The organism is Massilia litorea, from assembly GCF_015101885.1.
Lineage (GTDB): Bacteria > Pseudomonadota > Gammaproteobacteria > Burkholderiales > Burkholderiaceae_D > Telluria > Telluria litorea.
Map to the genome: position 1 here is coordinate 3,212,246 of NZ_CP062941.1, position 25,551 is coordinate 3,237,796.

General features: G+C 65.7%; 25 protein-coding genes and 1 pseudogene. 13 read left to right on the forward strand and 13 right to left on the reverse strand.

Annotation, left to right across the window (positions count from 1 at the left end; genetic code table 11):
- Nucleotides 1–9 precede the first annotated feature (9 nt).
- From shc to LPB04_RS14470, 10 genes and pseudogenes are all read left to right on the forward strand, one after another.
- Nucleotides 10–1,992 carry a squalene--hopene cyclase gene (gene shc, locus LPB04_RS14425; RefSeq protein ID WP_407943904.1) on the forward strand — a complete coding sequence of 661 codons (1,983 nt, stop codon included), beginning with the start codon at nt 10–12 and terminating at the stop codon, nt 1,990–1,992.
- The gene (locus LPB04_RS14430) at nt 1,989–2,717 is read left to right on the forward strand and encodes a phosphorylase family protein (RefSeq protein ID WP_193685233.1); all 729 of its coding nucleotides are present in this window, start codon (nt 1,989–1,991) and stop codon (nt 2,715–2,717) included. The genes shc and LPB04_RS14430 overlap by 4 nt, the downstream gene beginning before the upstream one ends.
- Before the next feature lie 308 nt (nt 2,718–3,025).
- Entirely contained in the window at nt 3,026–3,424 is a 399-nt protein-coding gene (locus LPB04_RS14435; protein ID WP_193685234.1) for a hypothetical protein, read from the forward strand.
- 412 nt (nt 3,425–3,836) lie between these two features.
- On the forward strand, nt 3,837–4,298 hold the full coding sequence (locus LPB04_RS14440) for a hypothetical protein (protein WP_193685235.1): 462 nt from the start codon (nt 3,837–3,839) through the stop codon (nt 4,296–4,298).
- 138 nt (nt 4,299–4,436) lie between these two features.
- Nucleotides 4,437–4,958 carry a DUF6984 family protein gene (locus LPB04_RS24450; RefSeq protein ID WP_407943861.1) on the forward strand — a complete coding sequence of 174 codons (522 nt, stop codon included), beginning with the start codon at nt 4,437–4,439 and terminating at the stop codon, nt 4,956–4,958.
- A gap of 64 nt (nt 4,959–5,022) precedes the next feature.
- Nucleotides 5,023–5,523, forward strand: a complete 501-nt coding sequence (locus tag LPB04_RS14450; RefSeq protein ID WP_193685237.1) for a hypothetical protein — start codon at nt 5,023–5,025, stop codon at nt 5,521–5,523.
- A 691-nt stretch (nt 5,524–6,214) separates the two neighbouring features.
- On the forward strand, nt 6,215–6,562 hold the full coding sequence (locus tag LPB04_RS14455; RefSeq protein WP_193685238.1) for a hypothetical protein: 348 nt from the start codon (nt 6,215–6,217) through the stop codon (nt 6,560–6,562).
- Nucleotides 6,563–7,374: 812 nt separating this feature from the next.
- Nucleotides 7,375–7,716 carry a hypothetical protein gene (locus LPB04_RS14460; protein WP_193685239.1) on the forward strand — a complete coding sequence of 114 codons (342 nt, stop codon included), beginning with the start codon at nt 7,375–7,377 and terminating at the stop codon, nt 7,714–7,716.
- A 514-nt stretch (nt 7,717–8,230) separates the two neighbouring features.
- A complete protein-coding gene (locus LPB04_RS14465; RefSeq protein WP_193685240.1) occupies nt 8,231–9,379 on the forward strand; it encodes a hypothetical protein in 1,149 nt (382 codons plus the stop codon).
- A 109-nt stretch (nt 9,380–9,488) separates the two neighbouring features.
- Nucleotides 9,489–9,608: pseudogene (locus LPB04_RS14470) on the forward strand (3-deoxy-8-phosphooctulonate synthase); the annotation flags it as partial.
- Between the two features lies 1 nt (nt 9,609).
- Here LPB04_RS14470 and LPB04_RS14475 read toward each other — a convergent pair.
- Together LPB04_RS14475 and hpnN are read right to left on the reverse strand one after the other, a co-directional pair.
- A complete protein-coding gene (locus LPB04_RS14475) occupies nt 9,610–10,380 on the reverse strand; it encodes an MlaA family lipoprotein (protein WP_193685241.1) in 771 nt (256 codons plus the stop codon).
- 38 nt (nt 10,381–10,418) lie between these two features.
- On the reverse strand, nt 10,419–13,091 hold the full coding sequence (gene hpnN / locus LPB04_RS14480) for a hopanoid transporter HpnN (RefSeq protein ID WP_307727178.1): 2,673 nt from the start codon (nt 13,089–13,091) through the stop codon (nt 10,419–10,421).
- A 131-nt stretch (nt 13,092–13,222) separates the two neighbouring features.
- Between hpnN and LPB04_RS14485 the strand changes: the two genes are divergently transcribed.
- Nucleotides 13,223–13,873 carry an MlaC/ttg2D family ABC transporter substrate-binding protein gene (locus LPB04_RS14485; RefSeq protein WP_193685242.1) on the forward strand — a complete coding sequence of 217 codons (651 nt, stop codon included), beginning with the start codon at nt 13,223–13,225 and terminating at the stop codon, nt 13,871–13,873.
- A 2-nt stretch (nt 13,874–13,875) separates the two neighbouring features.
- Here the strand turns inward: LPB04_RS14485 and LPB04_RS14490 are convergent, their stop codons facing one another.
- The 7 genes from LPB04_RS14490 to LPB04_RS24060 are packed head-to-tail and all read right to left on the reverse strand — an operon-like array spanning nt 13,876 to nt 21,014.
- Nucleotides 13,876–14,865: a lysylphosphatidylglycerol synthase domain-containing protein gene (locus LPB04_RS14490; RefSeq protein ID WP_193685243.1), complete on the reverse strand. Its 990-nt coding sequence runs from the start codon at nt 14,863–14,865 to the stop codon at nt 13,876–13,878.
- Nucleotides 14,862–15,698: a hopanoid biosynthesis-associated protein HpnK gene (hpnK, locus tag LPB04_RS14495; RefSeq protein WP_193685244.1), complete on the reverse strand. Its 837-nt coding sequence runs from the start codon at nt 15,696–15,698 to the stop codon at nt 14,862–14,864. The genes LPB04_RS14490 and hpnK overlap by 4 nt, the downstream gene beginning before the upstream one ends.
- A complete protein-coding gene (gene hpnJ, locus LPB04_RS14500) occupies nt 15,695–17,128 on the reverse strand; it encodes a hopanoid biosynthesis associated radical SAM protein HpnJ (RefSeq protein WP_193685245.1) in 1,434 nt (477 codons plus the stop codon). The genes hpnK and hpnJ overlap by 4 nt, the downstream gene beginning before the upstream one ends.
- 15 nt (nt 17,129–17,143) lie before the next feature.
- On the reverse strand, nt 17,144–18,277 hold the full coding sequence (hpnI, locus tag LPB04_RS14505; protein ID WP_193685246.1) for a bacteriohopanetetrol glucosamine biosynthesis glycosyltransferase HpnI: 1,134 nt from the start codon (nt 18,275–18,277) through the stop codon (nt 17,144–17,146).
- Nucleotides 18,278–18,292: 15 nt separating this feature from the next.
- Nucleotides 18,293–19,438, reverse strand: a complete 1,146-nt coding sequence (gene hpnH / locus LPB04_RS14510; protein WP_193685247.1) for an adenosyl-hopene transferase HpnH — start codon at nt 19,436–19,438, stop codon at nt 18,293–18,295.
- Nucleotides 19,439–19,449: 11 nt separating this feature from the next.
- Nucleotides 19,450–20,382 carry a 4-hydroxy-3-methylbut-2-enyl diphosphate reductase gene (gene ispH, locus LPB04_RS14515; RefSeq protein WP_193685248.1) on the reverse strand — a complete coding sequence of 311 codons (933 nt, stop codon included), beginning with the start codon at nt 20,380–20,382 and terminating at the stop codon, nt 19,450–19,452.
- The gene (locus LPB04_RS24060) at nt 20,367–21,014 is read right to left on the reverse strand and encodes a helix-turn-helix domain-containing protein (RefSeq protein WP_307727179.1); all 648 of its coding nucleotides are present in this window, start codon (nt 21,012–21,014) and stop codon (nt 20,367–20,369) included. Before LPB04_RS24060 ends, ispH begins: the two co-directional genes overlap by 16 nt.
- Before the next feature lie 147 nt (nt 21,015–21,161).
- Between LPB04_RS24060 and hpnA the strand changes: the two genes are divergently transcribed.
- Nucleotides 21,162–22,163, forward strand: coding sequence for a hopanoid-associated sugar epimerase (hpnA, locus tag LPB04_RS14525; RefSeq protein ID WP_193689010.1), 1,002 nt, complete (start codon nt 21,162–21,164; stop codon nt 22,161–22,163).
- A gap of 45 nt (nt 22,164–22,208) precedes the next feature.
- On the opposite strand, the gene LPB04_RS14530 is transcribed toward hpnA, so the two are convergent.
- On the reverse strand, nt 22,209–23,198 hold the full coding sequence (locus tag LPB04_RS14530; RefSeq protein WP_193685249.1) for a ferritin-like domain-containing protein: 990 nt from the start codon (nt 23,196–23,198) through the stop codon (nt 22,209–22,211).
- A 237-nt stretch (nt 23,199–23,435) separates the two neighbouring features.
- On the opposite strand from LPB04_RS14530, the gene LPB04_RS14535 reads away from it, so the two are divergent.
- Nucleotides 23,436–23,657, forward strand: a complete 222-nt coding sequence (locus tag LPB04_RS14535; protein ID WP_193685250.1) for a hypothetical protein — start codon at nt 23,436–23,438, stop codon at nt 23,655–23,657.
- Nucleotides 23,658–23,911: 254 nt separating this feature from the next.
- On the opposite strand, the gene LPB04_RS14540 is transcribed toward LPB04_RS14535, so the two are convergent.
- Genes LPB04_RS14540 through LPB04_RS14550 form a run of 3 tightly spaced genes read right to left on the reverse strand, consistent with a single transcriptional unit; the run spans nt 23,912 to nt 25,486 of the window.
- Entirely contained in the window at nt 23,912–24,613 is a 702-nt protein-coding gene (locus LPB04_RS14540; RefSeq protein WP_193685251.1) for an RNA polymerase sigma factor, read from the reverse strand.
- On the reverse strand, nt 24,610–24,945 hold the full coding sequence (locus LPB04_RS14545) for a cupredoxin domain-containing protein (protein ID WP_227496415.1): 336 nt from the start codon (nt 24,943–24,945) through the stop codon (nt 24,610–24,612). Before LPB04_RS14545 ends, LPB04_RS14540 begins: the two co-directional genes overlap by 4 nt.
- 10 nt (nt 24,946–24,955) lie before the next feature.
- Nucleotides 24,956–25,486, reverse strand: coding sequence for a DUF4142 domain-containing protein (locus LPB04_RS14550; protein WP_193685252.1), 531 nt, complete (start codon nt 25,484–25,486; stop codon nt 24,956–24,958).
- Nucleotides 25,487–25,551 lie beyond the last annotated feature (65 nt).

The following is a 25,551-nucleotide window of genomic DNA, read 5'->3' on the forward strand; positions in this document are numbered from 1 at the left end:
TGCGGAGCGATGGGGATGGAGGCGGGCCTGGCCGGCGCGGCCCGCCTGGACGCGCAGCCTACCCGGCTCGCCAGCGCGATCGATGCCGCGCTCGGCGCCGTGCTGGACGACCAGCGGCCCGACGGGCACTGGGTGTACGAGCTGGAAGCCGATGCCACCATCCCGGCCGAATACGTGCTGATGGTGCATTTCCTGGGCGAGCCGCCCGATGCAGTGCTGGAAGCCAAGATCGGCCGCCACCTGCGCCGGGTCCAGGGCGCGCACGGCGGCTGGCCGCTGTTCCACGGCGGCGCCTACGACCCCAGCGCCAGCGTGAAGGCCTATTTCGCGCTGAAGATGATCGGCGACCCGGTCGACGCCCCGCACATGGCGCGTGCCCGCGCCGCCATCCTGGCCCACGGCGGGGCCGAACAGAGCAATGTGTTCACGCGCTTCCTGCTGGCGCTGTACGGCATCGTGCCCTGGGACGCGGTGCCGGCCATGCCGGTCGAGATCGCGCTGCTGCCGGAGTGGTTTCCTTTCCACCTGACGAAGGTGTCGTACTGGACCCGCACCGTGCTCACGCCCTTGCTGGTGCTGGGCGCGCTCAAGCCGCGCGCGCGCAACCCGCGCGCGGTCGGCATCGACGAGCTGTTCCTGGCGCCCCCTGGCCAGCTGCGGGTGACGGCGCGCGCGCCGCACCAGAGCCGCCTGTGGTTCGCATTCTTCCGCACCGTCGAGCGCCACGTGCGCCGCCTGGAGCCGCGCATTCCCGCGCGCCTGCGCCGCCGCGCCATCGAGCGCGCCAGCGCCTTCGTGCGCGCGCGCCTGAACGGCGAGCACGGGCTGGGCGCCATCTTCCCGGCGATGGTCAACGCGGTCCAGATGCTGGACGCGCTGGGCCTGGAGCGCAATACCGGGGAGTACGCCGGCGCGCGCCGCGCCATCGACAGGCTGCTGGTCGACCGCGGCGAGGAGGCGTATTGCCAGCCCTGTTTCTCGCCGGTCTGGGATACGGCGCTGATGTGCCACGCGCTGCTGGAAACCGGGACCCTGCAGGCAATCGATGCCGCCTTGCGCGGCCTCGAATGGCTGCGCCCGCTGCAGATCCTCGACCTGCACGGCGACTGGAGCCTGAACCGTCCCGGCCTGCGTCCCGGCGGCTGGGCCTTCCAGTATGCGAACGCGCACTACCCGGACGTGGACGACACGGCGGTGGTGGCCATGGCGATGCACCGCGCCGACCGCGTGCTGGGCGAGCCCAGGTTCGCCGACGCCGTCGAACGCGCGCACGAGTGGGTCCTCGGCATGCAGAGCCGCGACGGCGGCTGGGGCGCCTTCGACCCCGACAATACCTGCCGCTACCTGAACAACATTCCCTTTGCCGACCACGGCGCGCTGCTCGACCCGCCGACCGCCGACGTCTCGGCGCGCTGCCTGTCGATGCTGGCCCAGCTCGACCCGCAGGCCTGCCGGCGGCGCGGCTCGCCGGCGGCGCGCGCGCTCGACTGGCTGCTGTGCGCCCAAGAGCCGCACGGCGCCTGGTACGGCCGCTGGGGCATCAACTACGTGTACGGCGTCTGGTCCGCGCTGTGCGCGCTCAACGCGGCCGGCATGGGGATGGAGGCCAGGCCGGTCGCGCGCGCGGTCGACTGGCTGCATGCGGTGCAGAATCCGGACGGCGGCTGGGGCGAGGACGGCAGCAGCTACCGTCTCGACTATGCCGGCCATGAACCTTTCCAGTCGCTGCCGTCGCAGACCGCCTGGGCGCTGCTCGGCCTGATGGCGGCCGGCGCCGTCGACTCGCCGGCGGTCGCGCGCGGCATCGACTGGCTGCTCGAACAGCAGCGCGCGGACGGGCTGTGGGACGAGGAACACCATACGGCGACCGGCTTTGAACGGGTGTTCTACCTGCGCTATCACGGCTACGCCCGTTACTTCCCGCTGTGGGCGCTGGCGCGCTACCGCAAGCTGCGCGCGTCCGGCAGCAAGCGGGTCGGATTCGGGATGTGAAGCCGGACCCCGCCCATAGCGGTGCACCGGTGCTGGTCGTGTGCGGCCTCGCCTTCGAGACGGCCATCGCGGCAGGACCAGGGGTGATCGCGGTGTGCGGACCCGGGCCGGCGAGGGTGGCGGCGGCCATCGACGCGCTCGCTGGCGGCACCGATGCCGGCTGGGCCGGCATCCTCAGCTTCGGTTGTGCCGGTGCGCTCGACCCGGCACTGCGGGCAGGGGACTGCGTGATGGCATCGAGCGTGACAAGCGCCGCGGGCACGTTCGCAGTCGATCCAGCCTGGACGCGCAGCTTGCAGGAGCGTCTGCCGCGTGCCCACTGCGGAGCGCTGGCGGGGTTGGACGCGCCGCTGATTTCGCGCGCCGCCAAGGCGCAGCTGTGGCAGGCGAGCGGGGCGCTGGCGGTCGACATGGAATCGCATGCTGCTGCGCTGGCCGCGCGCCGCCTGGGCTTGCCATTCGCCGCCATGCGGATCGTGCTCGACCCGGCCAGCCGCAGCCTGCCGCCCTGCGCGCTGACAGCGATGCGCAAGGACGGCACGACCGACCCGGCGGCACTGCTGCGCGCACTGGCCCTCGCCCCCGGCCAGCTGGCGCCGCTTCTCCTGCTTGCCGCAGACGCATGGCGCGCCCGGCGCACGCTGCGCGCGGTGCGGGCAAGATTTGGGACGGCGCTTGCCCCGCCCGGCGGATCTCGCTCTGGCGCGCCTGACAAAATCTGTTGATTGCTTCAAGGTAGCTAGACCGCACACTGGGCCGTTCTGGCTACCAATCACTAGTGTCGTCCACGCCGGATTGCCCCCTCACCGTCATTCCAGCAATGCTGCGCGCGCAACAGCGAGGTGAGGCAGAAATTGCCATGCCTCGTTCCAGCAGATTTAACCTTGGCCTCGGGCATAAAGATTGCCCGGAAAAAAAGCCCGCCTTGGGGACAAAGCAAGACGCTAAAATACGTCTGCAATCGGCCAAGAGCGGTCGTTCCAATCAGCGTCTGTAATGTTAATCATTTGAACCTACAACCGTAACCAAGGCTATGAACGAAGGCTGGCAAAACGACGATTACCTGATTCTTTTGGCTGAAGATGAGAGTGCCAAAGCGATGACAGCCTACGGTTTTGATCGGTTCATCCCGGGCTACTCACTAGTCGGTCTCAAAGGATGGGAAGAATTTATCGTGGTCAGTCCATCAGGTAGCCTGCACGTCGTCCCAACGGTTCCACTTGATGCTTCCCATGTCGTACCCTGTGTACTTCCTCAACCGATTTCGCTGCAAGCCGACAGTCGCTTTACGAACAAGATCAAGTGGTACTTGAAACCCTTGGTTTTCGGAGGTAGCCCAACAGATGACGCGAACGTTGCATGGATCTCGCATGCGCAACACACTGAAGTCGTCCGCTGGTGGAACGAGCAGTACAGGCAAGCGAAAGCGTAGTAATTGGTTGGGCTGCCCGCGACTGGCAGAGGCCATGGAATGTCTGCAACGGGTCGTAAGCAGACTCTACTGAATGCCCGCAGCCGGCGAGGAGCAGACCTTAATTCGAGTAAAGTCGTGTTCGTCAATGGAATAGACGAAGCGCGAGCCCACGAAGTTTGTGCTTGTGGTGATGGACATGAGGAAGTCGAAGTCGGTAATGAATCCGACGGAGGAGGCCGCGCGCCTCCGTGCTCTTCGCCGACCAGCTCCAGCGCATGCTGACCACGCTGTCAGGACCGCCAGCGATAACCGGAACTCGCGACAACGCTCAGCGGTGAGTGCTTTTGCACGCCCACACGTCTCTGCTCGAGCTTCCACATACTTAAGCTGTGGTGTATGGTTGCACAATCTCAATTATCCGGAAATAACAATGACGATTCGTCGCTCAGCAGTACTGGCAAGGTTACGGTCCGCTAACCATGTGGATTCGTACGCAGAGGCTTTATGCATGCTTGTGACCGGCGCGCATGATAAACCGTACGAAGGCGCATCGGCAGTTAAAGTCGAGAGGCTTGACACTTACAATATTTTAATCCTCGCGCACCATCGACAGGTGATTGGCCGCTACGCGCATGTGTTTAGTACTGAAGACAACTTGGTAGTGGGGCGGTATGAGTTTTTGCTCATGCCGGCTCTGTATGAGGGCGCCTCCACGGTTCCAATTAAGATATTCGATTTTTCGTTCAACTACGAGGGCGAATTTCGTCTGACTAACGACCCGCTTAACAGAGAGTTCCTGTATTGCAATCCTGATGATTACTATAAGCCTTTGATGAGAGACGCTATATTGAATCATGTACTCGGGGCGCTTCAGGAATCGCTGTCCGAGTAGCAGCCAAGCCCGCCACGTCGGCGAACTTTGTCGATGACGGTCCACTTTCGCAGATAGCCCTGGGGCCATTGTCACGTTCAGGATACGATAGACTACACAGGTTCTTAACCTGACAACCACACTCCACGTGCGCGGATTATGGCTGCGGGCTTTGTGTGGCGCGCGCAATGGTGCAGCCCTAGTGTCTGCGCCCTAAGAGCGCCTAACAAAACCACTTACCTGCTCTGGTGGCAACAACCTCGTACATTGATCCGACGTCCGTTCTCGGCCAGAATCGGACGTCTACGAGCAGAAGGGGATGCGGTGTCAGACCATAATCAATCTAACTTACGCCCTCTTCGTCCTGAAGAGGATTCACTCGTGCGCGCTCTGCTTCGACACGTGACGGGCGGCGAGCAGTTGCTCGACCAACTGGAGTGTGCTCAGGTCCGCGACATGGACGATGGCGCAATGGGTAGCCTTGAGTTTGCAGGAGGCGGCCACCGGTCTTTAGGTAGCTGTATTGTAGAAGCCGAGTATCTGGATCGCGATGGCGTCACAGTGAGTATCGCGCTCAACTCGGACACAAATGGGCTGCTCTATGAACTCGACATGTGGAAAGTCGACTTCGCTCCACTCCTTGAATACCCCGATTTTGAACGTGTGACGATCAAGACCTGAAATCGAAGAGTTGTATGTCCGCTTCGGGTCGATAGTGAACACTGATACATCGGAAAAAGGAACTATGGCAGAGTACAACAAATTGCAGATTGCTTCGCAGCTCTTACTAAGTGCGGCGAGGGATTTCGAGACGGCGACGACGGATACCGATTACGTGAAGTGCATCCTGCTAGCCGGTGCGGTCGTCAACGTCTGCTATCCCATCGTTGAGGAATTAGGTGGGAAGACCAGTCAACGAGAAACTGCGGAGTTGGCAACGAAACTGACTGAGTTGCGTACTGGAGCCACCCTCGACGAAAAAGCCAGAGATGCCTTAATAAAGCGCTTCATCGGATCGGACGTGTTCGTCTACAACGCCCTCAAGCATGCCGGTGATCGAAGAAAGAATGTCGCTGCGACCAACGATATTTTCTTTGAAGCAGATCTGAAACACGAGGCAAGGGAGCTGATCCTTATCGCTATAGACAATTTCAGGTTACTGCCGCATTCGCCAGGCGCCATAGCCAATTTCGATCCTGAGCTGCTTACGTTGGTGAACTCGCCTTGGCCGTTGGGTAGGCGCTGAGCTGACATCAAGGAAAGAGAAATGGATAAGGTTTCGATCATGCAGACAGTTACGTTCGCAGTAGCCGTTCTTGGGGCCGTATTGGGCGTCATCAATACCTGGATTGGACTGGACAAGTCCCGTATAAAACTTAAGGTGGTACCGGCTCATGCGATTCCAGTCGGCGGAACCGACCCGCGGCTCCAGTTTTGCTTGACGATCACGAATTTGGGTGCATTCGCCGTTACGATCGATGACGTAGGATTACTCTACGCTCGATCCACAAGCCGGGGTAGTTTGACCCAACCAGTGATCGGTGATGGTGGTCCATGGCCAAGAAGGTTGGAGCCGCGGTCTTCGGTAACGCTGTATGCTCATCAGCCTGGACCAAATGGTAGGCATCGGATCAAAGCCGCTTATGCTCGCACAGCCTGTGGTGTTACAAAAACGGGTAACAGTCCAGCGCTTCGACAGATCGCTGCTGGCAAAGCCAACTTCTAACGGAAAATGATGAGTAACAAACCGTTAGGGTTGGCACCGTGCCCGAAGTGCAAGTAACCAGAAAAACTGTCACCTGAACTGCACATCGTTATCGCGCTAGTGGTGTGCAACGAAGGCTCGGGTCGAACGCGGATGCTACCAGAGGTCCGCAATCGGCCAGAAGCAGACGTCGATTGACGGCTATACTCAACAAAAATTACACACGCAAACTATGAAAATTCCCGCACTACGCATTGAGGTGAATGGTGAGCTGGTTGCATTAGCTGGTGCAGAAGGTCTCGACATTCTTTCTGGCCAAGTCGCCTTCGGTGCCAGCCCAACTGGTGGTATTGAGGTTTCGAGAGTTGCACTTGGCGTGATGGGACTTGCTGTTCACGGTCCAAGTCCGCGACAACTAAGTTGGGGGAACGGAATCAAGCTGGGGCTAGGTGATCGGGTAACCTTCGAAATCGCAGAAGTGGAACAGCCGAGTCCACCCGACGAAACTTTGGGCACGCCGACTTCGGACGAACTTGCCGCCGTGGCAACTGCTGAAAGAAAGCAGGCACGACGAAAATAGTATGAAACCGCTAGGTCTGCTTTGGGTCGTAAGCGGACGCTACAATGGGTCTGCAATCGGCCAGGAGCGGCCATTGGCAAACTCTAATCCGCTCAATACTGCTTTTATTTTTTTGAGAGCCTATGTATGCTCCCTTCATCTCGATCAGATGAGTCAACGCCACCCACTGGGCCAATGTCTGCTGCCGACAAGCTCTGGTGGGGCGTTGGCAGGTTGTGGTTGAGCGCTTGCATGGCTGTTATCGGATATGTTTCATTGGTATTTCTGCCTGCGTTCGTATCTAACGCTCTCAACATCGCGTCCAACGGAGCATTCGCGAAGTTTGTGCAAATCGCACTACCCATTGGCGGGCTTGGGCTCGGTGTTGTCGTTGGTATGGCCGGCCTAAGTTTCATAAGCCGCAGATTCCTCTCATCTGCCACCCATGCGGATTTCGAGCAGCGGTATAAAAGAAGCGCAGAGCCTGCTTCTTCAGTTTGGGGGCAATGTGAATATCATTTTTACAAGGCCATTCTTCCGCTCGATTGGCCTTTGCACCGCAGATAATAGACGGGCAATCAAGAGGCCTTGTTTTTTTTGCTTGGCCTTTATCGACGCAGTCCCAAGCTCAGCAAAGTCCGCTTCGGGTCGATAGCGGCCGCTACAATAGATCTGCGAACGGCCAAGAGTAGTCCTCGACGACGGGTGAGATGGGCGGGGGCGCGACTGGGTACGCGCAAACTGAGGTTTTCCCACAGCTACCGCAGTTTTGCAGCTATTCACAATTCGGGCTTTGGACAATGTCGACAGAGGTTCCTCTTGATTACGAGCATATGGAAGAGCAACTGCACCTCCTATTGGGGCGTTTTTTTGTAACCTTTGCGAGAGTTGAGCTAAACCTTTCATTGCAAGTAGGAGGCTCTGGGTCGTTTCGTGAGAAGCTCGAACGCTACATTGATGATGTTGGCGCTCGTTTCAGTGAAAACAATGAAGAGTTCCACAAGATCGCGACTTGGTATATGGCCGCCGACTCTTTGCGCGAGGTTAGGAATCTCTTCGCGCATGGTCGTTGGGGGATTGCCCAGAATACGCAGCAAATCGCGCATGTCGCTGGTTATCTGCCAGATACACAAGTCGAACGCCGTTTTTCCCTATCGGAGCTAAACAGCTGCTGAAGGAGGCTGAACTGGTGGACAAACAACTACCTAAAATTCTTTGGTAGCCGTGACCGCTATCGGCCAAAAGCAGACGGTAAGTGTGGTGAAGTAAACAAAAAAAATGAACTTCGCCACAGTCCAAGTATCTGTGTTGGTCGGCGCGCCGTACGGTGACGATGATTACCAGGAAGCGCCAATGGAGGAAATATCATCAACGGTAGAAAACGCAGGGCAGCGTCGATCAGCTGCATGTGAAATACACGCAGCCTGAACTAAATACATTTTATTTTGACTCGCCTTTCCACTTTATGGCGCTCGAAGTCAACGGCATCCCCGACATGGCACCGGCCACAAAACTAGTCTAAGGGAACTCCGTTTGTAGGCTGTAAGCCAGTTCCTGAAACAGCCATTATTTGATGCTGACTTCTCGTCTTCATGATATTTTGGCCGTGTTCACGCAAATGCCTAACCGAAACATTATGCAAATTAAATTCCCGTTTCGGGGGGCGATACCTTTTCTTTGGATTCCACTGTGAAAATCCTTCTACTTTTTTTGTTCGCACTGGCGGCACCCGCGTTTGCCGCCGAACCCAGCCCACTCACGGCCACCCTGAAGCTGACTCACACTGCCAAGGACAACTGGCGTGCCGATTTCGAATTCTCCGAACCGGTCGAAAAGCTGGAGCTTAGCTATACGGGCACGTCTTACCGCCAGCAAGCCTGGCATATCCGCACGCCCGGCGTGGCGCTCCAGCGCCACGGCGATGATGAGCTCCTGGTTGCATCCGAGCCAGTGCGAAGGGTCAGTGTCGATGTAGACCTGTTCCTCCCTTATGGTGAAAAGAGCTATACGCCGATGGACCGCTACAGCGATGGCGGTACTGATGTCTTCCTGGGATTTTTCGATGGCCGCGCCATCGTTGCAGGCAAGCCACGCGCTCTATTGATACGCTTCTCGCTCCAGCCTCTGCCCGGTGAGCACGCTGTGGCCCCGCCGGACGATCCACAATTGCCCGATATGTATGCCTACTTCGGCCCAAGTCAAGCAATTCAGGGCGGTGCGTCGAAGCTCATTCTCGATCCCGCCACGCCGGCGTGGGCACAGGAAGTCCTGCGCACCACGACAGACCGCGTTAGTGCCTTCTACACGCAGTCGCTGGGTCGCCCCTTGCTATTTTCGCCGCTCGTCATGGTCGCGATGGGCGACCTGACCCGTCCGGGTTATTCGGTGAAGGGCGGAGCGATCGGCTATCAACTGGTATATCGGATGGAAGGCGCGCAGGTCACCCTGGACACACCGGACGGACGCGCACGCCTGGCGCACGTGGTAGCGCATGAACTCGCGCATATCTGGCAGAACAGCGTAAAGCAGGGTGGTATTGGCGAGGGCCCGGCCTGGGTGCACGAAGGTGGTGCTGAAGCGCTGGCCACGGCCGCGCTGCGCGACAGCGGCATTGTTAGCGCGGAACAATCGTCCGCCATGGTTCGGCAACTGGTTGACGAGTGTATCGTCCTGAAAGAATCCACAGACGGCTACCGGGGCACGTACGCTTGCGGCTTCAAGCGCCACGTCGATAGCGGCGTCGCGCCCGTAGTCCTATGGAAGCGCATGATGAACTTGTCCGAGCGGTCCGGTCAAAGCTATTCGCCCACCATGTTCGAGCAGGCTGCTCGACAGTAGTCGGCGATCGGCTTCAGACCTTGCTCGGGAGCCTCATGAATCACTGAGGCCCGGGTTTGAATTTCCGCAACTGCCTGCGTAGCATGGGCGAAACGCCTCGGTACGCGCCGTGCGCGTCACGCAGAAACCGGGCATTCCCGACGTCTTCAAGGCCAGCTTCGACAAGGCGAACCGCTCGTCGATCCACTTTGGACGCAGCCCGGGCCTGGTTGTCGGCATGCCGGGCTTTCCTATTCCCTGCGCGCACCCTGGCCCGACTCGGTGCCGGGGCGGGCGTCAGCCGCGCCGCCGGCGTCGTAGTCCGGCAGCGCCTGCGGCCGGTCCTCGTCCAGCTTGGACTGGCGCCGCGCCAGCCAGGCATCGCGCACGAACAGGTATTTGTCGAGCGCCGCCTGTTCCAGCAGGTCGGTCGCGTTCAGGTAACGCGCGCGGGTGCTGACGAAGTCCAGCCCCCACAGCACGTTGCGTGCTCGTGGCTCCGCATAGGTCGTCGGACTGGCGTACTGGTCCACGCCGAAGCCGGCCGCGTCGCGGAAGGTGCTCGGGCCGAACAGCGGCAGCACCAGGTAGGGCCCGCTGGCTACGCCGTAGTGGCCCAGGGTCAATCCGAAGTCCTGCTCGTGCGCCGGGATCCCGGCCGGGGTGGCGATATCGAGCACGCCGAGCACGCCGAAGGTGCTGTTCAGGGCAAGGCGCATCAGGTCGGACATGCCGTCGGCAAAACGCAGCTGGGCGAAGTTGTTGAGCATGACGGGCACGGTGCCGAGGTTGGCGAAGAAATTCGCGACCCCGGTCCGGATCGGTCGCGGCACGACGCGGTTGTAACCGCGCGCCACCGGCTGGGCGATGTGCCGGTCGATCACGTCGTTGAAGCGAAAGGTGGCACGGTTGAGCGGTTCGAGCGGATCGGCCGGGTTGCGCTCGGGGCCGGTGGCGCAGCCTGCCGTCGCGGCCAGCGCGCAGGCGGCCAGGAGGAGGCGTCGGGTGTGCTGTGCATGCATGCCGGTTCCAGTCATGGTCGTGGTGGTTCGGAAGGAATTCAGGAGGAGGAGTGTTCCAGCCCGGCGCCGGCCTTCCGTGCGCGCGCACGCGGCGTGCCGAGCAGGATGGGCTGGAAGAAGACGGCGCCGACCAGGGTGCAGGCCAGCGACAGCACCAGCAGCGCACCCATGCTGGCGGTGCCCGGGTGGTGCGACAGCCACAGGCTGCCGAAGGCGGTGCCGGTGGTGGCCGCGCTCAGGATGATGGCCTCGGTCAGCCCCTGTTCCAGCAGGGCCGCCTGGCCCGCGCGCCAGGCCATCACGTAATAGATTTTAAAAGCGACGCCGACGCCCAGCAGCAGCGGCAGGGCGATGATGTTGGCGAAATTGAGCGGCATGTCGAGCAGGACCGTCGCTTCGAGCGTGACCAGGCCCGACACCAGCAGCGGCACCATGGTCAGCAGCACGTCGCCGAAGCGCCGGAACGCCAGCCACAGCAGCAGCGTGATCGTCGCCACCGCCAGCAGCGCGGCCTGGACGAAGGCGTTGACGATCAGGTCGGCCGCGCCCATCACCGCGATCGGTCCGCCGCTGGCCTCCGGCGCGACCCGCTGCACGGCCAGCGCGAAGCGGCGCAGCAGGGCGTCGTCGCGCACCGCGGCCGTCCCGCCGGCGGCTTGCCGGGCGCCTTGCGGACGGCGCGGGCTGGCGTCGACCAGCGCGCGGCCGTCGGCGGCGATCCAGTTACGCCGCAATTCCTCCGGGACGGATGCCAGCGTCACCGGTCCGGCCCCCAGCGCCTGGCGCAGGGCGTCGAGCGCAAGCGCCAGCGGCAGCGCCAGCGCCAGTTCGGCGCGATCGCGGCCGGCCGCATCGCCCCGCGCCAGCGCCGCCAGCGCGCGGCCAAGGCGCTGGGCCGCTGGCGCGCCGGCGCCGGGATGGTCGAGCGCGGCATTGCGCAGCGCCAGCGCGGCCGCGCGCAGGGCGCCAACGCGCGCCGCGTCCGGCGCCGGCGGCAGGGGCGCTCCTTCCAGGGCCGGCGCCAGGGCAGTGGCGGCGGCGCCGATCAGCGGCAGCTTGGCCGCCTGCTGCTCCGGCACCAGGCTGGCGGCGGTGACGACCCGTCCGACTTCCGGCAGGCGTTCGAGGCGGGCCGCCACCAGCCGCGCCTGCGCCAGCGTCGGGGTGAGCACCTGGATGTTGTCGAGGCCGATATCGGTGCTGCGCGACAGCGCCTGCAGGGCCACCATCGATTCGCTTTGCGGGCTTTTCAGGTGCAGCGGATTGAAGTCGAACTCCAGGTGCCGCAGCAGCGGCAGGCCGGCAATCACCAGGGCCAGGGTGGCCACCAGCAGCGGCTTGCGGTGGGCCTGCAGGGCGCGGTCGACCGGGGCCAGCCAGGGATAGCCGGGGGCGCTGGCGGCGGGGCCTGGTGCGAGCACCTGGATCAATGCCGGCAACACGGTGAGGCAGGACGGCAGGGCGACGCACAGGATGCCGACGCCGGCGATCTGGCCCAGTTCGGCCACGCCGCGGTAGGCGGTGGGCAGGAAGGACAGGAAGCCGAAGGCGGTGGCGATGGCGGCCAGGGTCAGCGGCAGGGAGATCGCGTGCGAGGTCTCGCGCAGGGCTTCCGCCGTGACGCCCTGGTGCCGGTGCAGCTCGCGAAAGCGCATGCCGAACTGGATGCCGAAGTCGATGCCGATCCCGACGAACAGGATCGCAAACGCAATCGAGATCAGGTTCAGGGCGCCCACCATCATCAGCCCCAGCGCCGAGGTCAGCACCAGGCCGCCCGCCATGGTCAGGCAGACCGCCAGCACCAGCTTGCCCGAGCGCAGTGCCCGCCACAGCAGCGCCAGCACCAGCAGCAGCGAGAGCAGGCCTTCGAGCAGCGTGCCTTCCTGCAGCGACGCGAATTCGTCGTCGGACAGCGGAATCGGCCCGGTCAGCATGATGCCGGCGTGGTAGCGCTCGGCCAGGCGCAGCTCGCGCGCCGCGGCGCGGATCGCCTCGGCGGCAGCCGCGCCGGGCATCAGGCCGCTGAAGTCGAGGACCGGCCTGACCTCGACCAGGCTGGACGCCGGGGCAGCCTTGGCGGCGCCATCGGCACCGGCCAGGTCCTGCCAGGACAGCGCCGCGGGCCGCCCGGCCAGCACGGCCTCGACCACGTCGGCGCTGCGCGCCAGCAGCGGCGCCATGCCGGCCAGCTCGACCTGGCCGGTCTGCAGCGGCGTGCCGAGCGTCACCGACAGCAGGTTGGCCAGCCCGCGCAGCGAGGGATCGTGGGCCAGGGCCTTCAGGAGCGGCCTGGCGTCGCGCAGCTGCCCGGTGAGATCGGCCAGCTCGGGCACGGACAGGTAGAGCAGCCCATTGCGCTGGAAAAATGGGTTGGCCTCGCCGAGGTTGACCGAGTGGAAGCGCTGCGGCTGCCCGCGCAGGCGCGCGGCCAGTTCGCGCGCAGCCTGCGCGGCCAGCTCGGGCGCCGGCGCGCGCACGACGATCACCGTGGTGTCGCTGCGCTCGCGGAAGGCGGCCGTCACGGCGGCGTCGCGTTGCGCCCAGGGCGCGCCGGGATCCATCAGGCGGCCGACGTCGGTGGTGATGGCGAAGTGGCTGGCGGCATACAGCCCGGCCGCAAACACCAGCAGCGCGTACGCACCGATGACCGCCCAGGCATGGCGTACCGAGAGGTGGACGATCCGGGCGATCAGCTTGGTCAGCATACGCATGAAATAATTGGCCCGCACGCCCATGTGAATTGGGCCGGCGCGGATACACCATAGTACCAAGTACCATCCAGGCCGGCTTCGGCGTATGCTGGCGATGTCGTATTAAGGCCGCACGCACGGAAGGAGACCCCATGAAACTGTCGATCATCCTGTTGCTGGCCATGCTGGTGCGGGCCTTCCCGGCCTATGCTGAGCAGGCCGGGAACCAAGCCGACAAACAGACCGGGGTGCAGGCCGCAATCGGATCGCCCGACCAGGCTGTAAAAACCACCATCGAGCGCGTGATGTCGGCCATCCACGGCGACCCCGGGGGCCGCGCCGGCGACCCGGAGCGCATCTACCAGCTGGTCCAGCAACATTTTCTGCCCGCCACCGATTTCGCCCTGACCACCCAGTATGCGGTCGGTCCGGCCTGGGCCAAGGCCACCCCGGCCCAGCGCGAGGCGCTGGTCGGGCAGTTCCAGACCTTGCTGGCGCGCACCTTCGCCCTCCAGCTGACCCAGATCCGCGAGCAGGACACGCGCTTCACCTACGCGCCGGCGGCGCCGCTCGCGGAGGGCGCCGGCGACGCCGTGGTCAGGACCAGCGTGCTGACCGAGGGCGAGCGCATGCCGATCGACTACCGCCTGCGCAAGACCGGGGCCGGCTGGAAGATCTACGACATCAACATGATGGGCGCCTGGATGATCCAGGTCTACCGGCGCCAGTTCGCGGCCCAGCTCGCTTCCGGCGGGATCGATGGTCTGATCAAGTACCTGGCTGCCCATAACGCAGCCGTGTGAGCTTAGCGCGGCCGCACGCGCGGCGCCGGCTGCCTCCGACGCAGGCGCCTGGCTTCGAACCAGTGCCAGGACAGCAGGGCCGGCAGGCCGAGCACGATCTCGCGCATGCGCTTGACCAGGGCCAGCGCCAGCGCGGTTTCGCCGCCGACACCGGCCAGGTAGCCGAACAGCAGCACGGCGGCCTCCTGTACCCCAAGGCCGGCCGGCACCACGAAGCTCGCGTGGCGCACGGCCTGGGTCAGCGCCTCGATCGCGATTGCGGTCGCGAGGTCGACCGGATGGCCGAGCAGGCGCAGCGCAGTCCAGGTCTCCAGGGTGCCGAGCAGGTAAGAGAGCAGCTGCCAGCCCAATGCCCGCAGCAGCGCGCCATGGCGGCCGAACAGGCGCGCCACCGCAGCGTCGAGCGAGGCGCCGTCGAGACCGGCCAGCGTGCCGCGCGCACCGAGCAGGCGCAGGCTCCAGCGCTCGAGGCGCTGGAAGGGCGCGCCATGGCGCAGCAGCCACCAGGCCAGCAGCGGCAGCGGCAGCGACAGCGCCAGGCTGGCCGCGATCACGCCCACCTGGGGCATGCCGGCGGCGATGTGCGCCATCAGCACCACGCCCAGGCCGCAGAACAGGTAGAGCACGACCATCGTGAGCAGCACCTCGACGATCACGCTGGCGGTGATGGCGGCGGTATCGGGCAGCCGCGTGCGCACCAGGCGCACGCCGACCACCTCGCCGCCGACGCCGGCCGCCGGCAGCAGGCGGTTGACGGCTTCGCGCACGGTTGCCACCCAGAGCAGGAAGGAGAACCCCGGCGCCGGTCCCAGCAAAACCTGCCAGGCGCGCACATCGAGCGCCAGCGTGAAGAGGCGCAGCGGCACCAGCCACAGCAGCGCCCAGCCGGCTTGCCCGACGGCCCCCAGCACGTCGTGCCACCCCTGCCAGGCGACCAGTACGCTCAGCAGGAGCAGGCCGGCCAGGGCGCCGCCGATGGCCAGGCGGCTCATGCGGGCAGCAGGTCGGTGAAGCCGCCGAAGCGAACGCCGCTTGCGCGCAGGGAGGCGCGCACCTCGGCTACGCGCGGCGAGACCAGGGCGGCGAATTCGTCGGCGTGGCGGTAGCCTGCCATCGAGGCGGCGATCGCCGTGCCCGACTCCAGCGCCGGGTGCAGGTAGAGTTCGCCGATCCCGGCCGGCGGCAGCCGCTCGAGGGCCGCCAGCAGCGCGTCCTCGTCGAAGCGGCCCGAGAGGCGCAGGCCGATCAGGTAGTCGTTGTGCGCGATGCCGGCTGCGCGCAGGCGGGCGCGCAGCAGGAGCAGCCAGGGTTGCAGCCCGGCCGGCAGACCAGCTTCGTCAGGCAGGCGCACCGCCCGCAGGCCGAATTCGCGGCCGATGCCGAGGATCAGCGAGAGCACGGTCGGGTGCAGGTGGAAGTGTTTATGCGCGTTGACGTGGTCGAGTACCAGGCCGGTCGCGGCGAAGGCCTCGAACTGGGCGCGGATCTCGGCGGCCAGCTGGCGCCGCACGCGCGGCAGGAAGAAGAAGCGGAACCCGTCACGGACCATGCGCGCGCCGAAGCGGCCGTTCGCGTCCACCAGGTCGGGAATCAGGCGTGGCGGCAGCACGGCGGCGCCGTCGGCCAGCACCAGGTGCAGGCCGACCCGCAGGCCGGGACAGGCGCGCGCGACCGCCACCGCATCGGGCGCGGCGGCCGCCCCGACCATCAGGCTGGCGGCGCACAGCACCCCCTCGCGATGGGCGTGCAGCACGGCGCGGTTGACGCTCTCGTGCAGGCCGAAATCGTCGGCGGTGATGATCAGGCCCGGACTGAGACCGTTCACGCCTGCTCCGCGCCGTGCTCGCGCAGGAAGCGGAAGAACTCGACCCCTTCGCGCAGGCGCCGGCGCGTCATCTCCCAGCTGCGCAGCATTTCGCGCACGATTTCCCAGATCTTCGCCGGCCGAAAATAAAAGCTGCGGTAGAACTGCTCGAGGCTGTGGTACATCTCCTGGCTCGACAGGTGCGGGTAGTTCAAGGCCGCCAGCTGGACCCCGCTTTCGTTGACCAGGTGGATGGTCTTGTTCGGCGGGATCCACTCGTTTTCCAGCGCCTGCTCGTACAGCTTGGTGCCCGGATAGGGGGCGGCGAGCGAGACCTGGATCGTATGCGGGTTGATCTCCTTGGCAAATTCGATCGACTTGGCGATCGTCTCGCGCGTCTCTCCCGGCAGGCCGAGGATGAAGGTGCCGTGCACGGTGATGCCGAGTGCGCGGCAGTCGGCGGCAAAGCGGCGCGCGATGTCGGTGCGCAGGCCCTTCTTGATGTTCAGCAGGATCTGGTCGTCGCCCGATTCGTAGCCGACCAGCAGCAGGCGCAGGCCGTTTTCCTTCATGATTTTTAAAGTGGAGTAGGGCACGTTGGCCTTGGCGTTGCAGGACCAGGTCACGCCGAGTTCGCCGAGACCGCGCGCGATCTCCTCGGCGCGCGGCCGGAAATCGGTGAAGGTGTCGTCGTCGAACATGATCTCCTTCACCTCGGGCATGTTTTCCCTGATCCAGCGGACCTCCGCCAGCACGCTCTCCGGCGAGCGGATCCGGTAGCGGTGTCCGCCCACGGTCTGCGGCCACAGGCAGAAGGTGCAGCGCGAGCGGCAGCCGCGCCCGGTGTACAGGGAAACATAGGGGTAGTTCAGGTAGCCGATGAAGTAGTTGCGCAGGTTCAGGTCGCGCTTGTAGATGGGCGCCACGAAGGGCAGCGCGTCCATGTCCTCGATCATCGGGCGCGGCGGATTGTGGTGGATGCCGCCCTCGGCGTCGCGCCAGCTGACCCCGGCGATGCCGGCCAGCGGCTGGCCCTCGGCGATGTCGCGGCAGGTGTAATCGAACTCCTCGCGCGCGACGAAGTCGATGGCGCTGCTGGCCTGCAGCGAGGGGCCAGGGTCGACCGCGACCTTGGCGCCGACCATGCCGACCATGATGTCCGCCGAGTGTTCCTTGATCAGTTCCGCGAAGCGGGCGTCGGCCGGGAAGGAGGGTGTGCTGGTATGCATGATGACCAGCTCGTATTCTTGCGCGATGGCCAGCGCCTGCGCCACCGACAGGCCGTCGGCCGGGGCGTCGAGCAGGCGGCTGCCGGGCACCAGGGCCGCGGGTTGGGCCAGCCAGGTCGGGTACCAGAACGAACGGATCTCGCGCTTCGCCTGGTAGCGTGAGCCGGCGCCGCCGTCGAAGCCGTCGAACGAGGGCGCTTGCAGGAACAGGGTTTTCATCATGGGAGGCTCCCGGGTTCAGGTTTTTTCGAGCGCGGCCGGCACGGCGCCCGTCGCGCGCCGGCCGTCGACGCGCAGCAGGTGCCCGCGCCAGCGGGTGGTGCTGCCGGCGAAGGCGCTCAGCCACTCGACCAGCAGCAGGCCGTCGCGCAGCGGCACGAGCGGCAGCGCGGCAAGATGCGGCTGGGCGCGCCAGTGCAGCAGCAGGCGCGCGCCCAGGCCGGGCAGCGCGACCGCCCAGTTCCAGGGCGCCGGTGCCAGCCACAGGCCGAGCGCCAGCATCGGCAATGTGAAGGTGACGAAACAGAAGGCGTAGCCGGGCGGATTGAGAGAGCGGATGGTCTGCATCCAGCGCCGCTCGCGTGCCCAGAGGGCGGCCAGGCTGCGCTCGGTGACGTCGGTCGTGACCTCGACCTCGGACAAGACCGTTGCGAGGCCCTGGCGCCGGGTCAGCTCGCCGAGCCAGAAATCGTCGGCCAGCCGGTCCTTGATCGCCTCGAAACCGCCGATCCTGTCCAGCGTCCCGGCGCGCAGCGCGATGGTGGCGCCGAAGCCGAAGGCGCTGCCGCCGCCGCGGCTGGCGACGCGAACCGAGGGCGCGAACCAGCTGTCGATGAAAAGCACCCCCAGCCGGCTCCAGAACCCGCCGGCCGCGACCCCGCGGTAGAGGCAGGTGACGATGCCGGTGCCGGGCTCGGCCAGCGGCGCGCTCACGCGCTCTAGGTAGTCGGGGCCGACGCCGATGTCGCTGTCGGCCAGCACCAGCCACGGGTGGCGCGCCGCCGCCCGCATGTTGATCAGGTTGCTCACCTTGAGGTTGCTGCCGTGCACGCGCGGATCGGCCACCAGCCGTATGTCGAGTTCGGGAAAGCGCCGCGCCAGGCGCGCGACGGTCGCGGCGGCCGGATCGTCCGGATCGCGCACGCCGAACACCAGCTGGTAGCAAGGATGGGTTTGCCGGCACAGGCTGGCGAGCTTGCGTTCCAGGTTGGGTTCGGCGCCGCACAGGGGCTTGAGCACGCTCACCGGAACCGGGGCCACGCCACCCCTGGGGGGCCGCCAGGTGCGCGGGCGGCACAGCAGCGCGGCCAGCGCGTACAGCGTGGCCAGCGCGGTCAGCAGCGCTCCAACGACGGTGAGGGCAGAGGCCATTTACCTGTCTCCGTCTCAGCCGGAATCGGCAGCCTTGCGCGGCGCGCGGCGCCCGCGGATCTCTTCGAGCTTGATGGCAACGTGGCGTGTGTGCACGAACTGCGCCGGGCGCTGATTGTCGAGTGCCAGGTCCGGCGCCATCGGTCCGCCCGTGCGCACGCCCGCCAGCGCGACCCTGGCTGCCGCCAGCGGGTGCGCGATGGTGTCGAGCACGGCACTCGCCTCGTAGCCGCTGTGCACCATGCAATCGGCGCACTTTTCGTAGCGCCCGGTGCCGTAGGCATCCCAGTCGGTCTCGTCCATCAGTTCCCTGAAACTGGCGGCATAGCCTTCGCCCAGCAGGTAGCAGGGGCGCTGCCAGCCGAACACGGTGCGCGCCGGGTTGCCCCAGGGCGTGCAATGGTAGGTCTGGTTACCCGCCAAAAAGTCCAGGAACAGGCTGGACTGGCTGAAGGCCCATTTGCGGCCGCGGTCGCCGCGCGCAAAAATGTCGCGAAACAGTTGCTTGGTTTTCGAGCGGGTGAGGAAGTGGTCCTGCTCCGGGGCGCGTTCGTAGGCATAGCCGGGCGAGACCGTGATGCCGTCGACGCCGAGTTCCTTGACCGAATCAAAAAACGCGGCCACGCGCTCGGGTTCGGCGTCGTTGAACAGCGTGCAATTGATGTTGACGCGAAAGCCGGCTGCCTTGGCGCGCCCGATTGCCGCCACCGCCCGTTCGTACACGCCCGGTTGGCAGACCGAGCGGTCGTGCATCTGCCGGTCGCCGTCGAGGTGCACCGACCACACCAGGAAGGGGCTGGGACGGTACTGGTCCAGCTTTTTCTCCATCATCAGCGCGTTGGTGCACAGGTAGACGAAGCGGCGGCGCGCGACGATGCCGGCCACGATCTCCGGCATCTCCTTGTGCAGCAGCGGCTCGCCGCCGGCAATCGAGACGACCGGGGCGCCGCACTCGTCGACCGCGCCCAGGCACTCGTCGCGCGACAGGCGCAGGTTCAGGATCTCGTCGGGATAATCGATCTTGCCGCAACCCGCGCAGGCAAGGTTGCAGCGAAACAGCGGTTCGAGCATCAGGGCGAGCGGATAGCGCTTCTGTCCCGCCAGGTGCTTGCGCAGGATGTAGGCGCCGACGAGGGTCTTTTGCAGCATCGGAATGGCCATGTCCGTTCCCCTCAGGCGGCGTGGCCGGACAGTTCGGCCGGCAGCCGGAACTCCACGTGCTCGACCAGGCCGTCCATCGTCGAGAGCTCGACCGGGGCCAGGCGGCGCAGCGCATCGATGACGCTTTCCACCATCGCCTCGGGCGCGGAGGCGCCGGCCGTGATGCCGACCGTACCGGCCCCGGCCACCCAGGCGGGATCGAGCTCGCTGCCGTCGGCCAGCAGGTAGCTCGGGATGCCGCATTCGGTACCGATCTCGCGCAGCCGGTTCGAATTCGAGCTGTTGGCGGCGCCGACGATGAGCAGCACGTCGACCTGCCGGCACAGCTCGCGTACGGCGCGCTGGCGGTTCTGGGTGGCGTAGCAGATGTCGCGCACGTTGGGGCCGACGACGTCCGTGAAGCGGCGCTCGAGGGCGGCGATCACGCCGCGCGTGTCGTCCACGCTGAGGGTGGTCTGGGTGACGTAGGCGATCGGGGTGTCGGGCGCCAGGTCGAGCGCCTCGACGTCGCGCTCGTTCTGCACCAGCAGCACGCGCCCGTCGATCTGGCCGGTCGTGCCCTCGACTTCCGGATGGCCGGCGTGGCCGATCAGGATCACGACCCGGCCGCCGGCCGCGTACTGGCGGCCCTGCAGGTGGACCTTGGCGACCAGCGGACAGGTCGCGTCGAGCACGTGCAGGCCGCGGCCGGCGGCCTCGGCCTCGACGCTGCGTGCGACGCCGTGCGCGCTGAAGATGGTGACCGCGCGCGGCGGCACCTGATCGAGGGCGTCGACGAAGATCGCGCCCTTGTCGCGCAAGCCGTCGACCACGGCCTTGTTGTGGACGATTTCGTGGCGCACGTACACCGGCGCGCCGTGGCGTTCGAGCGAGCGCTCGACGATCTCGATGGCGCGGATCACGCCGGCGCAGAAGCCGCGCGGCTGGGCTAGGATGACTCGCATGGACGTTCCGCTTTCAAAAATGTGCTCGAAAGTGAGCATCGTTTTGTTCCTGCCTCGAGCCGTCTGGCCGACCGTGCTCGTGCCTGGCAGGCGTGACTTTCCCGTCTCCCGCCGACCCCATGCCGGCGGCAGTGCCTGGCGTTGCCGCCAAGCTCGCCACGGGTAGCGCAGACTGCGCCGCACAGGCGCCGGTTGCGAGCCGTTTCAAATTGATCGCGTAGCGCGGCAAAGTAACGGCGCCATGCTTTGGCAAGGTTGGCGAATGGTTGGGAGTGGGCATCGCGGTGGATGGCGCGCAACCATGGCTGACCTTCGGCATTGAGCCAGTCTGGATGTGCATACTTGATAGCGTTGAAATGCTTTTTCAGTGCCATCGCGTTGGGGCGCTGCCCAGCAGCTACCTGGCGCTGCCACTGCGCCAGGGCCCAGTTCCAGACGCGGCGTGCGGTGCCTGCCGCGCGCGCAAAGTAATCACACTGCACAGGTGTCGGGTCGAGTCGGATGCGGTGGGCCAACAGCATGTCAACAACGGGTCGCGGACGACGAAATGCTGGACCCTCCTCGCACTTGGCCAGTTCAACCGACCGTGCTGCAGGTGCGCACCCTGCGTATGGTTGCTCACGTTTTTCCATCGTCTTCGGGACTGGAGTCAGGCTCCCTGTCTGGCGTCCTGGTTGGGGAGTTGTTTTGATTGTGTTCAGCCGAATGTGTTCAACCAAAGCGCGCAGGATTACAATTCCCGCGCGGGCGCCACCCTCCCGGCGCGCGGGGAGGCCACCATGGATGGGCAGGAAACGGTCCTGATCACCGGCGCGGCCGGGTTCATCGGTTCCGCCGTCGCGCGCGCAGCCGCGGCGCAGGGCTACCGGGTGCGCGTGCTGGTGCGCGCCAGCAGTCCGCGAGATAACCTCGCCGGACTCGACGCCGAAGTGTTTGAGGCCGACATGCGCGACCAGGCGGCCGTGGAACAGGCCCTGGCCGGCGTGCGCTGCCTGTTGCACGTGGCCGCCGACTACCGGCTCTGGGCACGCGATCCGGAAGAGATCGTGCGCAACAACCTGGCCGGCACGGCCTCGGTGATGCGCGCGGCGCTGGCGGCACGGGTCGAACGCGTCGTGTACACCAGCAGCGTGGCGACCCTGCGCGTCGGCCCGGCGACGGTGGAGTCGCGCGAGGACGAGCCGCTCGCGCCGCAGGAGGCGATCGGCGCCTACAAGCGCAGCAAGATCCTGGCCGAGCGCCTGGTCGAACGCATGGTCGTCGAGGATCATTTGCCGGCCGTCATCGTGAATCCGTCGACCCCGATCGGTCCGCGCGACCTGCGGCCGACCCCGACCGGACGCATCATCGTCGAGGCGGCCAGCGGGCGGATGCCGGCCTATGTCGAGACCGGGCTGAACGTGGTCGACGTGGCCGACGTTGCCGAGGGCCACCTGCTGGCGCTGGCGCAGGGCAGGGTGGGCGAGCGCTACATCCTGGGTGGCGAGAACCTGATGCTGCGCGAGCTGCTGGGCGAGATTGCGCTTCTCGCGGGACGGCGCGCGCCGCGCCTGCGCCTGCCGGTGGCGCCGCTGATCCCGCTGGCGCACGCGGCCGAGGCCATGGCGCGCCTGTCCGGACACGAACCCTTCCTGACGGTGGACGGCCTGCGCATGTCGCGCAACCGGATGTTCTTCAGTTCCGCCAAGGCCGGGCGCGAGCTCGGCTACCGGCCGCGCCCACACGCCGCCGCGCTGCAGGCGGCGCTCGACTGGTTCGGACGCGCCGGCTATCTCGGCTAGCGGCGCTGGGATCGATGGAGGGGGCGCGAACACGGCAGCTCCGATCTAGGAAGGGCGGCGCCCGAGCAGGCGCAGGGCGACGCGCACCAGGCGCGGTACCGTCGTGGGGCGCAGCAGCCGTTCGTCGTAGCCGGCGAAGCGGCGCGCGTTTTCCGCCAGGCAGAGCGCCAGCAGTTCGGGCAGGGCGGGCGGATCAAAGGCAACCGATTGCACGCCGTTCAGGGTGAAGTTGTTGTCCTGGGCGGCGGCATCGCCCTCGACGGCGCGCGCCAGGCCGATGCGTTCCCACACGAGGAAGGCCCAGACCGCCGCCACCTTCGCTTCGAAACGCAGCCGCCGCCAGGGCGACAGCCCCGCGCGATGCCAGGCGATCCAGTTGGCGAACAGCAGGATGTGGCGGCACTCTTCCTGCATCACGGGCTCGAAGGTGTCGACCAGTTCGCGCGGGAACAGGCCCGAGCGGCGGGCGACCTCGAACAGGCCGAAGGCGAAGAAGCTGTCGATGCACTCGCTGAAGCCGGTGACCAGGTAAGCCCGTTCCGCATCCGCCGGCCAGGCATACGGCGCTTCGGGCGCGAGGCGGATGCCGTAGGCCGCGACCATGCGCGCCAGCACTTCCTTGTGGCGGTTTTCCTCCCAGGCATTGAGGGCCAGCGCGGCGCGCATGTCCGGGTCCGGCACCGTCCCGGCATAGGCCGCCATCCGCAGCCTGGCCTTGCCCTCGGTCTGGACCGCGATGTCCCAGATCGGCAGGGCGACGATGCGCGCCAGCGCCGCCGGCGCCAGCCGTGGCCAGTCGAGCACGGCCGGCCGGTAGGGATTGAAGGTGTCGCGGAACATGCGGCAGGTTTCGCGCCGATGCAGGTCGGAGCCGGGGTTGAAGCGGCCCTCGGCCCGGCTGGTCCACTGCCGCATCCCGGCATCGGCCGCGTCCAGCGCCGCGCCATCGGCGGGCGGCGCGCCTGCGGCCACGGGCGCACGAAAGCCGGGCACCAGCTGCGCAATGTCGAACTCATCCTCGAGATACCCGTCCATGCCGGCTCCTGGCGTGGTGCGATCGGATCCGTCGATTATGCATCTTTCATGAAGCTGCGTCGATTGCGCGTGCTGGCGGTGTATCCAGCGCGTTGGGATGTATGATCGTTGCACACCCTGCCAGACGCGAGCCGCTTCGATCGGCCGTTTCCAAGGAGAACCACCATGCGCGTTTCAATGTTGACGGCAGCGAGCGTCGTTTGCTTGCTTGGATGTGCCAGCCCTCAAGAAAAAGCGATGAAGCAACAAGCTGAGATGGACCGCATGATCGCTGAATACGGGCCGGCCTGCACGCAGCTGGGTTACCCGGCGAACTCGGATCCATGGCGCAATTGTATTGTCCAGTTAGCGGCGAAGAACGGTGCCAGCTATGGAGGCGTCTCGACCTCCATTTTCGGTAGCTGGGGCAGCTGGGGGCGCGGTTCCGGCGTCGGCATCGGCGTTGGGGTGGGACGCTAGGCTGGCGCAGGCCATGGCTGAGCGTGCGTGCGCCGGCACTGTCCATGCCGGCTTGTGTGCGAGGTTCTTTGGCCGGCGCGAAGCCACAGCCTCCGCAGCACATCAAACGACTTAAAAGTAACTAACCAACACCGGCAGGTTGGATACAAGTGCAGCGAACAAGGCGTCGCGGCCGGCCGCTGCCGACGGAGCTGCCGGGCTCACTCCGCCAGCGGCGCTGGTTTACCGCGTGATCCCCCGATGTCGGCCGTCCCTTACAGCCGCGCCAGCACCGCCGCCACGATCCGGTCGCAACGCTCCCCATCGAAGGAAAACGCCGTATCCACCGCCCGGTCGAAGTCGCGCGCCAGCGCCTCGCGCAGCAGGCCGCGGGCGCGGAAATACTGGCTGCGCACCGTCGCCTCCGGGATGCCGAGCGCCGCCGACGTTTCCTGGACCGACAGGTCCTCCACCGCGCGCAGCATGAAGACGGTGCGCAGCTGGTCGGGCAGGGCGTCGATGCGCGCTTCGATCAGGCGCCGCGCTTCCGCGCGGAGCGCCGCGGTGTCCGGCGTCTCGGGCGCGCCAGGTTCGTCGCTCATGGCTTCCTCTCCGTCGGTCTCGAACCCGTTCGCTCCCGGCACCAGCGCGATGATGTCGGCCCGCCGCCGCGTCTTGCGCAGCCTTCCAGTCGCCTCGTTGACGACGATGCGGGTGAGCCAGGTGGCCAGGCTGGCGTCGCCGCGGAAGTGTGCCATCTTGCGGTAGGCCAGCAGGTAGGATTCCTGCACGATGTCCTCGGCCTCGGCGTCGTCGCGCACGATGCTGCGCGCAGTGCGGTACAGCGCGCCGTTGTGGCGCCGCATCAGCACCTCGAAGGCGCCCGGATCGCCGGCGGCGACCATGCCTGCCAGGTTAGGATCGGTCGCCTGCGCCGGATCGGCTGGTCTGCGTTGTTCCATCGAGCGCTCCTTCATTTCACGACCAGGGTGGCCGTCATCGTGCTGTGCAGCGTGCACAGGTAGGGGTAGGACCCGGGCTTGGCCGCCTTGAAGCGCCAGCTGGCCCCGGGGGCGATCGCCGGCGAGCTCGGACCGCCGCTGCCGGACTGTGTAGCGGTCGCCGTGTGCGGGAACGGGTCCTTGTTGCGCCACACGACGGTGTCGCCCGCCTTCACCTCGACAGTTTGCGGGATAAAGCGCATGCCGTCGATCAGGACCGTGTGCACGGCAGGGGCTGCCTGCACCGCCGGGCCGAGCGCGGCCAGCAGGGCGAGCGCGTAGCCCGCCCTTTTTAGAAGGAAAGCCACGGCCGCCGCCTTATTTCATTGTCGACTGCAGCTGTTTCGCGTGCTCGAGGTGGGCCACGAAGGCCGGACGGGTCTTGACCAGCGTGTCCTTCAGCTCGGCGTTCTTCGCATTCGGGATCAGGGTCTTGTCGAGCGCGTCGATCACGGCCTGGTGGTAGGTCACTTCGTGGTCGACATAGGCCTTGTCGAATTCCTTGCCCTTGAGCCCCTTGAGCTTGGCGATGTTCTCGGCGCCGCCCGCTTTCAGGCTCTTGCTCAGATCACTGTCCGTCGGCGTCACCTTCAGTTTCTTTACGAGCGCGCCCGCCTGCTTGTTGACGCCGGTGTGGTCGGTCACCATCTGTTTGGCAAACGACTTCACCTCGGCCTGCTTCGTCGTCTTTTGCGCGAGCTTGCCGGCATCGATATCGACTTGATTGGCGGCAACGACGATACCGGCAATCTGGGCGTCGTCCGGCGCCGTCTGTGCGAAGGCGCTACCGGCGAGGGCGAACGCGCCGGCAATGGTGGCGCACAACAGCTTGTGGGTAAATTTGCTCATGGCATGCTCCTCTGTAGGTGGATGTTGTTCTTGCACCCATTAGATGTCGCATCCTGCGTTTGCGT

Excerpts from the sequence above, each read along its gene's own strand:
- LPB04_RS14435 (WP_193685234.1), top strand. The coding sequence starts at position 3,026 with ATGAACGAAGGCTGGCAAAACGACGATTACCTGATTCTTTTGGCTGAA.
- LPB04_RS24450 (WP_407943861.1), top strand. The coding sequence starts at position 4,437 with ATGGCTGCGGGCTTTGTGTGGCGCGCGCAATGGTGCAGCCCTAGTGTC.
- LPB04_RS14475 (WP_193685241.1), bottom strand. The coding sequence starts at position 10,380 with ATGCATGCACAGCACACCCGACGCCTCCTCCTGGCCGCCTGCGCGCTG.
- LPB04_RS14455 (WP_193685238.1), top strand. The coding sequence starts at position 6,215 with ATGAAAATTCCCGCACTACGCATTGAGGTGAATGGTGAGCTGGTTGCA.
- LPB04_RS24060 (WP_307727179.1), bottom strand. The coding sequence starts at position 21,014 with ATGGAAAAACGTGAGCAACCATACGCAGGGTGCGCACCTGCAGCACGG.
- hpnH (WP_193685247.1), bottom strand. The coding sequence starts at position 19,438 with ATGGCCATTCCGATGCTGCAAAAGACCCTCGTCGGCGCCTACATCCTG.
- LPB04_RS14540 (WP_193685251.1), bottom strand. The coding sequence starts at position 24,613 with ATGAAGGAGCGCTCGATGGAACAACGCAGACCAGCCGATCCGGCGCAG.
- hpnI (WP_193685246.1), bottom strand. The coding sequence starts at position 18,277 with ATGGCCTCTGCCCTCACCGTCGTTGGAGCGCTGCTGACCGCGCTGGCC.
- LPB04_RS14440 (WP_193685235.1), top strand. The coding sequence starts at position 3,837 with ATGACGATTCGTCGCTCAGCAGTACTGGCAAGGTTACGGTCCGCTAAC.
- LPB04_RS14460 (WP_193685239.1), top strand. The coding sequence starts at position 7,375 with ATGGAAGAGCAACTGCACCTCCTATTGGGGCGTTTTTTTGTAACCTTT.
- hpnJ (WP_193685245.1), bottom strand. The coding sequence starts at position 17,128 with ATGATGAAAACCCTGTTCCTGCAAGCGCCCTCGTTCGACGGCTTCGAC.
- LPB04_RS14485 (WP_193685242.1), top strand. The coding sequence starts at position 13,223 with ATGAAACTGTCGATCATCCTGTTGCTGGCCATGCTGGTGCGGGCCTTC.
- LPB04_RS14530 (WP_193685249.1), bottom strand. The coding sequence starts at position 23,198 with ATGGACGGGTATCTCGAGGATGAGTTCGACATTGCGCAGCTGGTGCCC.
- hpnN (WP_307727178.1), bottom strand. The coding sequence starts at position 13,091 with ATGCGTATGCTGACCAAGCTGATCGCCCGGATCGTCCACCTCTCGGTA.
- LPB04_RS14450 (WP_193685237.1), top strand. The coding sequence starts at position 5,023 with ATGGCAGAGTACAACAAATTGCAGATTGCTTCGCAGCTCTTACTAAGT.
- LPB04_RS14490 (WP_193685243.1), bottom strand. The coding sequence starts at position 14,865 with ATGAGCCGCCTGGCCATCGGCGGCGCCCTGGCCGGCCTGCTCCTGCTG.
- hpnA (WP_193689010.1), top strand. The coding sequence starts at position 21,162 with ATGGATGGGCAGGAAACGGTCCTGATCACCGGCGCGGCCGGGTTCATC.
- LPB04_RS14550 (WP_193685252.1), bottom strand. The coding sequence starts at position 25,486 with ATGAGCAAATTTACCCACAAGCTGTTGTGCGCCACCATTGCCGGCGCG.
- shc (WP_407943904.1), top strand. The coding sequence starts at position 10 with ATGGGGATGGAGGCGGGCCTGGCCGGCGCGGCCCGCCTGGACGCGCAG.
- LPB04_RS14535 (WP_193685250.1), top strand. The coding sequence starts at position 23,436 with ATGAAGCAACAAGCTGAGATGGACCGCATGATCGCTGAATACGGGCCG.
- ispH (WP_193685248.1), bottom strand. The coding sequence starts at position 20,382 with ATGCGAGTCATCCTAGCCCAGCCGCGCGGCTTCTGCGCCGGCGTGATC.